This window comes from Methanohalobium evestigatum Z-7303, assembly GCF_000196655.1.
Lineage (GTDB): Archaea > Halobacteriota > Methanosarcinia > Methanosarcinales > Methanosarcinaceae > Methanohalobium > Methanohalobium evestigatum.
On sequence record NC_014253.1, the window covers coordinates 230,143 to 242,640 of the forward strand.

A 12,498-nucleotide genomic window follows, 5' to 3' on the forward strand; every position below is an offset into this window, starting at 1 on the left:
AATATGCGAGTCTACGACAGGTCAACAATTAAAGTAAATGCAACTACCAAAAACAATAGAGTTGTGCTTGATGCAGAAGGTACTTTTTCTCCGGTAGTTAAACCTATATTAACACATATTAACAATGTATTCGGGGAAGAAAAACCTGTATCTGCTGATGAAGACAGGATAATTTTTTCAACATGGCTCCCTCCGATACCCAGCAGTATATTTGGCAGGGTTGTTAGTTCACAGATAGGGTCTGTTTTTAAAAGACGGATTCCAGACCAGTTTTCAATAGGAATCACTATGAAATGCCCTAACAACTGCATACATTGTGGGGCAGCAGATGTAGTTGCAAATCCTGAATTATCGCTGGATGAAATAAATAATGCTGTAACCCAATCTATAGACCTTGGGTCTTATCTAATTTCTTTTGATGGCGGAGAAACCATGCTTCGAAAAGACCTTGAAGATATGGTGGAAAATGTTGATAAAGAACGTGCGATAGCGACTGTCTTTACTTCGGGTTATGGTTTGACCGAACAGAGAGCGCAGAGCCTTAAAAATGCTGGACTGTACGCAGTAAGGGTAAGTTTTGATAGTCCGTTTGAAGATGAACATGATAAAGTTCGCGGTAGAGACGGTGCTTATCAGGATGCTATAAGTGCTGTAAAAAATGCCAAATCAGCAAATTTACTTACCGATATGTTTGTTGTAGTGTCACCGGATAATATAGACAATCTCAAAGAATTTTACGACCTTGCGGTTGATCTTGGTGTGGACGAAATATCACTTTATGAAATAGTGGCTGTAGGGAGATGGCTCCACCAGGAAGACCAGATTTTGAATGATAGTGATGTATCACGTCTTGAAACATTCCAGAAAAATATGAATGCAAAATCAGAAGGTCCAAGGGTTACAGCATTCCCCTATATTATGGGTCCAAAACAGTTTGGTTGTTTTGCAGGAAGGCGGTGGATACATGTAACATCTGCTGGGGATGTTTTGCCCTGTGCGTATACACCGCTTTCATTTGGAAATATACGTGAGGACAATTTGAAAGATATATGGAAACGTATGGGTAAACATTCAGCATATAAGAACCATGCTGATTACTGCATGATGAGAAATCCTGAATTCAGGAAAAAGTATATTCATACATTACCTGATGATGTACAGATGCCTTACAGGATGGATAAAAATTAAAATTGATACGTTTGGTTACATAAAATTTATATTTGATAAATAATATCAGGGAAATTAATCATAAACCGCTCTTCAATGATACAGTTGTATCATATGCAATTTTTATAAATACAATGAAATGATAAATCATTAAAAACATCAGTAACTAGAGGATTTAAACCGAATAACTTATATTCAGGTTTATTATTTAGGATTGATAACTATTTAGATATATAAAATAACAAAAGAGGATTTGCATGGCCAAAGATGACGTCTTATTGAAGATCAAAGAGGCAGAACAAAGTGCGGAGAAAACTGTGGAGGAGAGCGTCAAAGAAAAAAATGAACGCATCTCTAATGCAAAGGCTGAAGCTGATGAAATCATCAAACAGGCCAAAAAGGATGCTGAAGAATCAGCAAACAATTCGTACAAGTCTGAAGAAGAAAAAATACGTAATGAAAATGCAAAGATTATCGAAGATGGTAAAAATGAGGCCGAATCAATTAAACAAAAGGCCCGAGAAAACGAAGATAAAGCTGTTGATTACTTAATCAAAGAGTTCGAGAGGGCAATCACAAATGCTTGAACCCAAACCAATGAGCCGGGTACTTATAGTAGGCCACAAAAATATAATGAAAGATACAGTGGAAACATTACATAATCTCAATGTATACCACATTGAAGATTATAATGAAGAAGAACCTGGCCTAGAAATTGGTAAGCCCTTTGAGAGTGCTGAAGACATATCTAAAAAGCTTGTAAAAATAAGATCTCTGTCAAATTACCTTGGTGTCAAGGGTGATGAAAGCGTAAGTGAAGACGCTGATAAAGTTTGGAGCAACCTTGATGACAGGTTGAATGAGCTTGATAGTAAAATAACTGAAAAAACAGAGGAAAGGAGTGAACTGGAAAGCAAATTAAAAGATATTGAAAATCTTAAGAAAGATTTGCAACCGCTTTCCAATATACCTCTTGACCTTGACCTGTATAGAGGATATGAGAATATATCGGTTTTTGCAGGCACTGTTAAAGAAAATATAGACAGCCTTGAAACCGATATTTCAGGTATAACAAATCTATATGAAATTTGGAAAGATCCAGAGTGGAATGCTATAGCATTATTTGTATACAAAGATTATGTAGGCCAGGTTTCAAAAATACTGTCCGATTATTCGTTCAAAGAGCTCAGAATACCTGAAAAGAGTGGTGTTCCAAAGGATATACTGTCAAAATTTGAAGGGGATAAACAATCAATTGAAGAAAAGATTGAGTCCATTGATGAAGAAATTGAATCCATTAAGGAACAGTATTCCAATTTTATACTTGCAAGTGATGAATTACTCTCAATGGAGGCTGAAAAGGCTGAAGCACCACTGAAAATGGCTACTTCTGAGAACACATTCGTAATTAACGGGTGGGTTCCAGATGATGAGTATGATACAGTGGTTCAATCCCTTGATAAAGCTACCAATGGCCATGCTTATGTTTCCATTGTGGAGTCTGAAGAATCTGACGAACATGAAGAGTATTCTGAAGAAGAAATTCCACCAACTGAATACAATAATTCTAAACTTACAAAACCGTTAGAAACAGTAATGGACCTGTATTCGCGTCCACGATACAAAGAACTTGACCCCACAAGCTTGATATTTATAGCATTACCCCTGTTCTATGGGATGATGCTTGGTGATGTGGGATATGCACTCGTAATCCTTGCTGCTGCTTTCGGTATCAAGAAATATGTTAATATGGAATCACTGAAACCTGTGATGAACGTATTAATTTATTGTCAAATATTTAGTTTCATATTTGGTATTCTCTATGGAGAAGTCTTTGGTATTTCACTGGGTACTACCCATGCAGGAGTGCCGCCTTGGTCACCAGAACCGCTTTATGAGTTGTTTGGTGTGACCTTTGAAAGCCATGGGCATGGTTTCCTGTCGGGATTAATCCCAGGGTTTGAAACAATCTATCTGTTTGAATTCCCATTTACCAATGAAATGGTGTCTTTCCCCTTCCATAGACCTGATGCGGTATTGACACTAATTGTATTGACAGCTGTATTGGGTATAATTCAAATAAACATTGGTTATGTACTTGGCATGGTCAATGTATACAGAAACCATGGTTTGATGGACGCTATACTTGAGAAAGGTAGTTGGATAATAATTGAATTAGGAGTGGTCCTTGCGGCACTTGGATTCCTTGAATATTTGCCTACAACAATAATAGGCCTTGCTGTGTTCATAATCGGCTTTGCAATGCTTTTCAAGGGAGAAGGTGTTAAAGGGGCAGTAGAACTCCCTTCGCTCCTCAGCAATGTACTGTCTTACGCTCGTATTGCCGCAGTAGGACTTTCATCAATCTATATAGCTTATATTGTCAACGAGATAGCATTTGTAATGCTAAGTCCCGATACATCTATATTGTTGGCAATTCTTTCAATACTCGTATTTATATTCGGACATGCTCTTAATACAGTACTGGGTGTCATAGCCCCCGGTTTGCAGGCACTCAGGTTGCAGTATGTCGAATTCTTTACAAAATTCTATGAAGGCGGGGGCAAAAAATACAATCCATTTGGACGTATAAGAAAATATACAGAGTAAATATAAAAAAAGGAGGAATAATATAATGGCAGCAGAACAATTCGCAATGATAGACCCAGCAGGATATAAAGCAATAGGAGCAGGAATTGCAGTCGGACTTGCAGGAATTGCTACCGGTATTGCAGAAAAAGATATTGGTAGTGCAGCAGTTGGTGCAATGGCTGAAAATGAATCACTTTTTGGTAAAGGTCTTATTCTGACTGTAATTCCAGAAACCATTGTCATTTTCGGTTTGGTTGTTGCTTTGATCGTCGGTGCTTAATCGTCGATGGATAAAATTCAACCGATGTAAGCCAGAAATAAAACAAGAAAATTAAAGAGCATTCTATTTTACTTTTTGCTCTTTAATTTATTAGGGTGTGAGAGTATGGGTCTGGAAACAGTAGTAAACGATATAATGGATGTTGCACATGCCGAAGCGGCCCAAAAGAAAGAAGAAGCTGATACTGAGGCAGCTCAAATAATCGAAGATGCCAAGGAAAAAGCAAAAAAAATCAAGGGTGACCGGCTCGCAGAAACAGAAGCAAAAATTGAGCGTCTAAGGAGACAGGAAATTTCCAGTGCGAATCTGGAAGTTAAACGTGTCAAACTTAACGCACGTAAGGAAATACTCGATGAAGTATATAACAAAGCAGTTGATTCAGTTTCAAACTTATCACCATCAAAGAATGAAGAATTGCTAAAATCTCTCATAGACAAATATGAGCAACACGGTACCAGGGTATATTCAAATAAGGAATCCGAAGAAATTGTAAAAAAATTATCATCACTTGAGTACGCTGGAAATATAGATTGTATCGGTGGTATTGTCATCGAAAACAGTGATGGTTCTGTTAGACTGAATTATACTTACGATACAATTCTAAAAAGCGTATATGATCAATCATTAAAACAAATATCTGATATTCTATTCGGGTGATCTCCATGCATCTTTTTTCAAAACTAAGACGTAAAAGTGGAGGAGAAAACCTTCGGACTTCTAATTATTCGTACGTTACTGCACGCGTTCGTGCAATGAAAAGCAAGCTTTTACCAGCTGATACATATTCCAAATTTTTGAATATGGGCATTGATGAAATCACCAGAACAATTGAAGAGTTGGAATACAAACAGGATATTGATGTACTGGCAAGACAGTATAGTGGTGCAGATTTAATAGAACATGCACTTAACCGTAATCTTGCAGTAACATTTACAAAAGTATTGAATATGGCCGAAGGGGAACCAAACTACCTTTTAAGCAAATACCTAAAAAGATATGATGTATGGAGTCTCAAAACAATACTGCGTGGAAAACATTATAATGCGTCTCCTAATAAAATCGAGGAAAATATAATTTCAGCTGGTAAATACAGTTTTGACTTTTTATCAGATCTTGCAAACAAAGATTCTTATACTGATGTTATATCAACATTAGAAAATACAGAATATTATCCCATATTAAAACAGTATGATGGAACCAATTTATCTGATATTGAAAATGAACTTGAAAAAGAATACTATAAAGACCTTTTCATATCAGTATCTAAACTTAAATCTAAAAATAGTCGAATTTTTTCAGAGTTTGTTGGAACTGAAATTGATATTAAAAACCTTAGGACACTGTTCAGGTTGAAAATGTCAGGCATAGAACCTGAAGAAACCAGGAAACTGATGATTGAAGGTGGACATAGAGTTAAAATGAAAGACATAGAGAGTCTATTGCCACTTTCGTTTGATGAATTTTTAAGTGCAGTTGATAAGTATTCGTACTGGTACAATTTCTCGGATGTAGTAAGTTCTGAGATGGAATCTTTGATAGACCTGGAAACTCAACTTCTAAAACAAAATGTGAAATTTGCATCCAGTATATCACATGTTTATCCACTATCAATAGTTCCAATCATGGATTACATATTGAATAAGAAAATAGAAGTTGATAACCTCAGGATAATTATTCGGGGTAAATCAGCAGGTCTTGATAAGGAAGTAATCAGAAAACAGTTGGTGATTTGATGGAACTATCCGTTGTAGGTAATGGTGAGTTTGTGACAGGGTTCAGGCTGGCTGGTATCAGAAAGATACATGAAGTCAGTGATGAAAACCTTGAATCTGCAGTAAAAGAAGTAATAAAAGACCCTGAAGTAGGTATTTTAGTAATGCATGATGATGATTTTAATAAATTACCTCAAAATTTGAGAGACAAACTCAATGAATCAGTAGAACCAACAGTAGTAACACTTGGTGGTACTGGTCAAAGTTCTAATTTAAGAGAAAAAATAAAACAATCGGTAGGTGTCGACTTGTGGAAGTAAAAGGTGAAATTTATCGTGTCTCAGGACCTGTAGTTATAGCCACAGGTATTAGACCAAAAATGTATGACGTGGTGAAAGTCGGCCACGAAGGATTAATGGGCGAAGTAATTAAAATTGAAGGTGATAAATCAACAATTCAGGTATATGAAGATACATCCGGTATAAAACCCGGAGAACCTGTTGAAAATACAGGATTACCTTTATCAGTTGAACTCGGACCAGGATTGCTGGAAAGCATTTATGATGGTATCCAGAGACCCCTTCAGGTACTCCAAGATAAAATGGGGGATTTCATTGCAAGAGGTGCTACCGCTAACGGTATTGACCGTGAAAAACAGTGGGAATTTAAACCCATTGTTGACAAAGGCGACAAGGTAGAGCCTGGAGATATAATTGGAGTTGTTCAGGAAACTCCAAATCTTGAGCATCAGATCATGGTACCTCCTAATATGCAGGGTGGTACTGTCAGTGATATCTATAGTGGAAAATTCACTGTAGATGAAACTGTCTGTGTACTATCAAATGGAAAAGAGCTTTCCATGCTGCAAAAATGGCCGGTAAGAACTCCCCGTCCAACAAAAAGAAAACTCAAACCAGACAAACCACTGTTGACCGGTCAGAGGATTCTTGACGGAATGTTTCCTGTAGCAAAAGGAGGAACAGCCGCTATTCCAGGACCATTTGGGTCTGGAAAAACAGTCACTCAGCAGCAGCTTGCAAAATGGAGTGATACCGATATTGTTGTATATGTCGGCTGTGGAGAACGTGGTAACGAAATGGCAGACGTTCTTGATGAATTTCCAGAACTCGAAGATCCAAAAGCTGGGCGTCCTCTGATGGAACGTACTGTACTCATAGCAAATACCTCCAACATGCCAGTTGCTGCACGAGAAGCATCTGTTTATACAGGAATTACTATTTCTGAATATTACAGAGATATGGGATATGATGTAGCATTAATGGCTGACTCTACTTCACGATGGGCAGAAGCAATGAGAGAAATTTCATCCCGTCTTGAAGAAATGCCTGGTGAGGAAGGTTATCCAGCATATCTGGCTGCAAGACTGTCCGAATTCTATGAAAGAGCAGGATATGTAAAATCCAATTCTGGTTACGATGGTTCTATTACAGTGATAGGAGCAGTATCACCACCTGGAGGAGATTTCTCTGAACCTGTAACTCAGAACACATTACGTATTGTGAAGGTTTTCTGGGCACTTGATGCCAAATTGTCTCAGAGGCGCCACTTCCCTGCAATCAACTGGCTTACAAGTTACAGTCTTTATACAGAAAGTTTGTCTGATTGGCTTTCAGAGAATGTGGCATCAGACTGGATAGATCTCAGAAATTATGCAATGGATATTCTTGAGGAAGAATCAGAACTACAGGAAATTGTACAGCTTGTGGGATCTGATGCACTTCCCGAGAGTCAACAACTAAAACTTGAAGTAGCACGTATGTTCAGGGAATATTTCCTTCAGCAGAATGCATTCCATGAAATCGATAGATATTGTCCGTTCTACAAACAGTATAAGTTAGTTCAGGCAATTCACAAGTTCTCTGAAACAGCAAATTCAAAACTTGAAGCCGGGTATTCAATAAATGATATCATGGCTATGGAATCAAAGGATGAACTTGCAAAAGTAAGATATGAAGAAGATTTCGATGGTGCACTCAACAAAGTATTATCCAAGATGGATGATGAATTCTCACAGATTGGAGGATAATAAACAATGACTAAAGAATACAAAACAATCACCCAAATTTCTGGTCCTTTGATTTTCCTCGAGAAAACCGAACCGGTTGGCTATGGAGAGCTGGTTCAGATTAATACAGAAGATGGTTCCACAAAAAGAGGACAGGTTCTTGATACCTCTGGAGATACAGTGGTTGTACAGGTTTTTGAAGGTACAGGAGGTCTTAATGATTCAGCTGGTGTAGTATTCACCGGTGAAACCATCAAACTTCCAGTATCAAAGGACATGCTTGGAAGAATCCTTTCAGGTTCAGGTGAACCACTGGATGAAGGACCACACATTGTACCGGATAAACGGCTGGATATCAATGGAGCAGCAATGAATCCGTATTCCAGAAGACCTCCTGAAGAATTCATTCAAACAGGTATCTCTACAATAGATGGTACCAATACCCTTGTCAGAGGGCAGAAACTTCCAATTTTCTCTGGTTCAGGACTTCCTCATAATGAAATTGCACTCCAGATTGCAAGACAGTCGACAGTACTGGGTTCTGAAGAAGAATTCGCTGTTGTTTTTGCGGCAATGGGTATTACCCATGAAGAATCTCAGACTTTCATGGATGACTTTGAGAAAACAGGAGCACTTGAAAGGGCAGTAGTATTCCTTAACCATGCTGATGACCCTGCAGTCGAGCGTATGATTACACCAAGAATGGCTCTTACCGCAGCTGAATACCTTGCATATGAGCATGATATGCATGTACTTGTAATCCTTACGGATATGACAAACTATGCAGAAGCACTTCGTCAGATGGGTGCTGCTCGTGAAGAGGTACCTGGTAGACAGGGTTATCCGGGATATATGTATACAGACCTTGCATCTCTCTATGAAAGAGCAGGTGTTATAAAGGGTAGAAAAGGGTCTGTAACCCAGATTCCAATTCTGACCATGCCTGGTGATGATATTACACATCCTATTCCAGACCTTTCTGGATACATTACCGAAGGACAAATTGTGGTTTCAAGAGAACTCCACAGAAAGGGAATCTATCCACCGATTAATGTATTGCCTTCGCTGTCCCGCTTGATGGGTAGTGGTATAGGAGAAGGTAAAACCAGGGACGACCACAAAAAGGTATCTGACCAGCTCTATGCAGGGTATGCAGAAGGTAGAGACCTTAGAGGTCTTGTAGCTATTGTTGGTAAAGAAGCACTGTCTGAAAGAGATAGAAAGTTCCTTGAATTTGCCGACCATTTTGAAGATCGGTTTGTCAGACAGGGTAGAGATGAAAACAGAAGTGTAGAAGACACTTTGAATATATCATGGGATATTCTTTCCGAGCTTCCGATCAAACAGCTTACAAGAATTGATGATAAAATCATTGAAAAATACCACCCTGCAAAACAGACAACATCAAAGTCTGAATACCAGCCACAAGAACAGGAAGTATCTGGTGAGCAATAAATAAGAACAGGTGGTTAATAATGGCAGTAGAAGATGTAAAACCAACTCGGTCAGAACTTCTTGAAATCAAAAAGAAGATTAAACTTTCAGAAGACGGCCATAAGCTTTTGAAGAAAAAAAGAGATGGTCTTATTCTGGAATTTTTTGATATCCTCAATCAGGCAAAGGACGTACGATCCGAGTTGGATGATGCCTATAAGGATGCCAATAGTAAAATAGGTATAGCTAAATCTGTTGAGGGAACTATTACTGTTAACTCTACTGCCTTCTCTTTAAAGGATTATCCCAAAATCCATCTCCAGAGCAATAATATAATGGGTGTTGTTGTACCAAAGATTGAGTCTTCCAGTGTACGCAAACCCATAAATCAGCGTGGATATGGTATACTGGGAACCAGTTCTTATATAGATGAGGCAACAGATGCCTATGAAACACTGGTTGAAAAGATAATTCAGGCTGCAGAGATGGAAACCACCATGAAAAGGCTTCTTGCAGAGATTGAAAAAACCAAACGCCGTGTCAATGCTTTAGAGTTCAAGGTAATACCTGAACTAAAAGAAGCCCGTGATTTCATCAAACTGCGTCTTGATGAAATGGAAAGAGAAGGCACATTCAGGCTCAAAAAGATTAAAAAATCCTGAATTTTGTAAACATGAAATCCAATCTTGAATCTTCAACTCGGCCAACACTGGCCGATCGATTTATTTCCTATCTGCTCAAGCCGGAAAATAAGGCAAGGGTGTTTAGATGGGCTTGGTTAATATCGTTGATAATGATGATATTCGGTTTTATGATTATTGTTTATCTTATTCTGAGTTAATACTTTTTTTTAATTTTTTAACTTAAAAGCGGACTTTTCAAAACCCTTATATACATTTAAAGTATAAAGAAGATGGCTTTAAGAGATTAGTAATTTGGTTAAACGTATAGGTATTAAATGGTGTCATGTTATTTATACATACTGTTTTTCCATTATGTTTTTTAACATAGTTTAATCTTTTAGCTTAATACAAGGACGTGAAGATTTTGTTTGACAGAAATGAATCAATTGCTCCAGTACAGTCTGGAGAAATGTATGATGTAGAAATAGAAAATATTGCAAGTAAAGGCGATGGAATTGCCAGAGTAAATGGATTTGTTATTTTTGTACCGGATACCTCAGTCGGTGATGAAGTAACAATTAAAGTTACCAAAGTGATGCAAAAGTTTGCATTTGCAGAATTAGCCGCATAAAACAGTTTTTGAATAATTTAATGGAACTCCAGTTGTACTGGACTTTCTATTTTATCTGGTACATTTGGTTTAGCGGTTTAAATTTAAAGTACCAGCAAACCTACCTTATTTATTTTGTAAGGAATTTTATTATGGAAATCTCAACATTTAACGAATTAAATTTATCAAGGGACATAGAAAAAGCAATTGAAGACCTTGGTTATGAAGAACCTACACCGATACAGGCACGATCAATTCCCTATATTATGCAGGGGAGAGATGTAATCGGACAGGCACAGACAGGTACAGGAAAAACAGCCGCATTCGGAATACCGGCACTTGAAAAGGTGGATAGGAATAGCAAAAAAGTACAGACTATCGTCCTATGTCCGACAAGAGAACTTGCAAACCAGGTTGCTGATGAGCTGAACAAACTTGCAAGGTACAAGAAAATAAAAGTACTACCTATATACGGTGGTCAACCTATTGAAAGACAAATCAAGGCACTAAACAAAGGTGCACAGATAGTAATAGGCACACCAGGACGAATACTGGATCACATGGAACGCCATACTCTGAGTCTTGATAATGTTAAAATGACGGTGCTTGATGAAGCAGATGAAATGCTTGATATGGGATTTAGAGAGGATATTGAGTTAATTCTTAGTAAACTACCTGATAAAAGACAGACTACACTTTTCTCAGCTACAATGCCCGGACCTATAATGAAAATGACCAAGAAATATCAGGATAATCCGGAATTGATAAAAACGGTTCATAAAAAACTGACAGTCCCGCAGGTAGAGCAGACATATTTTGAGGTCAAAGAGCGGTCAAAACCAGAAGCATTGTGCCGTTTAACAGACTTTTATAATATAAAATCATCTCTTGTATTCTGTAATACTAAAAAAGGAGTAGACAACCTTGTAGAAACTCTTAAAACAAGAGGCTATTTGGCAGACGGTCTCCATGGGGATATGAAGCAGAAACAGAGAGATAAAGTAATGTCCAATTTCAAAAATGGAGAAATTGAGACACTTGTCGCAACCGATGTAGCAGCCCGGGGTATAGATGTCGAAAATATCGAAGTGGTTTTTAACTATGATGTACCACAGGATGAAGAATCCTATGTACACCGGATAGGAAGAACAGGTAGAGCTGGAAAACAGGGTAAAGCTTTTACATTTGCATTCGGTAAAGAAATTTACAAAATTAAAGACATCCAGAAATATACCCAAACAAAAATACACAGTGGTAGAATACCTTCACAAAGTGATGTCGAAGACTTCAGGGCAAATATGCTGTCTCAGAAGGTGAAAGAAACAATTGACTCTGGACATCTTGGTAAATATGTCCATTGGGTAGAAAACCTACTGGAGGAAGATTACACATCCATTGATGTTGCTGCTGGTCTTGTAAAAGTAATGCTGTCTGATGAATTTAAATAAGTTAATAGGATAATTTTAGGTATTTATTAAATAAAATATCATTTAACTTAAAGTGGCACTGTAGAAAACCTTTATAATCAAATCATTTCAGAATTGGATTTCTACAGAGCCAAGATAACTTTATTCTTCATAAAAGAAAAAGTCTTCAAATCTTGCCAGTTTAAAAGCCAGCTGTATACTTGGGTCGTATTTATCTCGTTCTATAGCATTGATTGTCTGCCTTGTCACACCCATTTCTTTAGCACGATACTCCTGTGTGATGTCTTTTTTTGCTATCCAGACTTTTAGATTGTTCTTCATTATGTTACCTTCTCAAATAATTACATATGCCTCTTGTACCAGTAATAGAATCCAGCATAGATAAGCATTGTAATAGCAAACAGAAATGATACCACAGGTTGTGCCTGAATATTTGATTTAGTGACACCGATACCTGCCATCAGTACACCTTCCAGAATAATTATAAAGGTCAGGGCTTTATGGCTGGCTTTTTCAGCAATACGATAAACTCTTTCATCTTCTACAACTCCTTTTTTCTTTCTGACCTGGATGTATAAACTAAATTTTATTTTTCAGTGTTTCTGATTTATTACGATAGCGTTAGGT

General features: G+C 37.6%; 14 protein-coding genes. 12 read left to right on the forward strand and 2 right to left on the reverse strand.

Annotated features, from left to right (window positions below; genetic code table 11):
• Positions 1-3: 3 nt before the first annotated feature.
• From METEV_RS01145 to METEV_RS01200, 12 genes are all read left to right on the forward strand, one after another.
• Positions 4-1,188 carry a radical SAM protein gene (locus tag METEV_RS01145; RefSeq protein WP_013193729.1) on the forward strand — a complete coding sequence of 395 codons (1,185 nt, stop codon included), beginning with the start codon at positions 4-6 and terminating at the stop codon, positions 1,186-1,188.
• A gap of 236 nt (positions 1,189-1,424) precedes the next feature.
• Complete coding sequence (gene ahaH / locus METEV_RS01150; protein WP_013193730.1) at positions 1,425-1,754, forward strand: ATP synthase archaeal subunit H; 330 nt, start codon at positions 1,425-1,427, stop codon at positions 1,752-1,754.
• Positions 1,747-3,777 (forward strand): V-type ATP synthase subunit I, encoded by a 2,031-nt coding sequence (locus METEV_RS01155; RefSeq protein ID WP_013193731.1) that lies wholly within the window; start codon positions 1,747-1,749, stop codon positions 3,775-3,777. Before ahaH ends, METEV_RS01155 begins: the two co-directional genes overlap by 8 nt.
• A 25-nt stretch (positions 3,778-3,802) precedes the next feature.
• Positions 3,803-4,039, forward strand: coding sequence for a hypothetical protein (locus METEV_RS01160; RefSeq protein ID WP_013193732.1), 237 nt, complete (start codon positions 3,803-3,805; stop codon positions 4,037-4,039).
• A 105-nt stretch (positions 4,040-4,144) separates the two neighbouring features.
• Positions 4,145-4,696 carry a V-type ATP synthase subunit E gene (locus METEV_RS01165; protein ID WP_013193733.1) on the forward strand — a complete coding sequence of 184 codons (552 nt, stop codon included), beginning with the start codon at positions 4,145-4,147 and terminating at the stop codon, positions 4,694-4,696.
• A 5-nt stretch (positions 4,697-4,701) separates the two neighbouring features.
• On the forward strand, positions 4,702-5,772 hold the full coding sequence (locus METEV_RS01170; protein ID WP_013193734.1) for a V-type ATP synthase subunit C: 1,071 nt from the start codon (positions 4,702-4,704) through the stop codon (positions 5,770-5,772).
• Positions 5,772-6,071 carry a V-type ATP synthase subunit F gene (locus METEV_RS01175; RefSeq protein ID WP_013193735.1) on the forward strand — a complete coding sequence of 100 codons (300 nt, stop codon included), beginning with the start codon at positions 5,772-5,774 and terminating at the stop codon, positions 6,069-6,071. Before METEV_RS01170 ends, METEV_RS01175 begins: the two co-directional genes overlap by 1 nt.
• Entirely contained in the window at positions 6,062-7,798 is a 1,737-nt protein-coding gene (locus METEV_RS01180) for an ATP synthase subunit A (protein WP_013193736.1), read from the forward strand. The genes METEV_RS01175 and METEV_RS01180 overlap by 10 nt, the downstream gene beginning before the upstream one ends.
• A gap of 6 nt (positions 7,799-7,804) precedes the next feature.
• Positions 7,805-9,232, forward strand: coding sequence for an ATP synthase subunit B (locus METEV_RS01185; protein ID WP_013193737.1), 1,428 nt, complete (start codon positions 7,805-7,807; stop codon positions 9,230-9,232).
• A 20-nt stretch (positions 9,233-9,252) separates the two neighbouring features.
• Entirely contained in the window at positions 9,253-9,873 is a 621-nt protein-coding gene (locus METEV_RS01190) for a V-type ATP synthase subunit D (RefSeq protein WP_013193738.1), read from the forward strand.
• Positions 9,874-10,258: 385 nt separating this feature from the next.
• On the forward strand, positions 10,259-10,465 hold the full coding sequence (locus METEV_RS01195) for a TRAM domain-containing protein (protein ID WP_013193739.1): 207 nt from the start codon (positions 10,259-10,261) through the stop codon (positions 10,463-10,465).
• A gap of 131 nt (positions 10,466-10,596) precedes the next feature.
• Positions 10,597-11,892 carry a DEAD/DEAH box helicase gene (locus METEV_RS01200; RefSeq protein ID WP_013193740.1) on the forward strand — a complete coding sequence of 432 codons (1,296 nt, stop codon included), beginning with the start codon at positions 10,597-10,599 and terminating at the stop codon, positions 11,890-11,892.
• Positions 11,893-12,012: 120 nt separating this feature from the next.
• Here METEV_RS01200 and METEV_RS01205 read toward each other — a convergent pair whose 3' ends face one another.
• Entirely contained in the window at positions 12,013-12,192 is a 180-nt protein-coding gene (locus tag METEV_RS01205) for a helix-turn-helix transcriptional regulator (protein WP_013193741.1), read from the reverse strand.
• 20 nt (positions 12,193-12,212) lie between these two features.
• Positions 12,213-12,461 carry a DUF2178 domain-containing protein gene (locus METEV_RS01210; protein WP_083810088.1) on the reverse strand — a complete coding sequence of 83 codons (249 nt, stop codon included), beginning with the start codon at positions 12,459-12,461 and terminating at the stop codon, positions 12,213-12,215.
• Between the last annotated feature and the right edge of the window lie 37 nt (positions 12,462-12,498).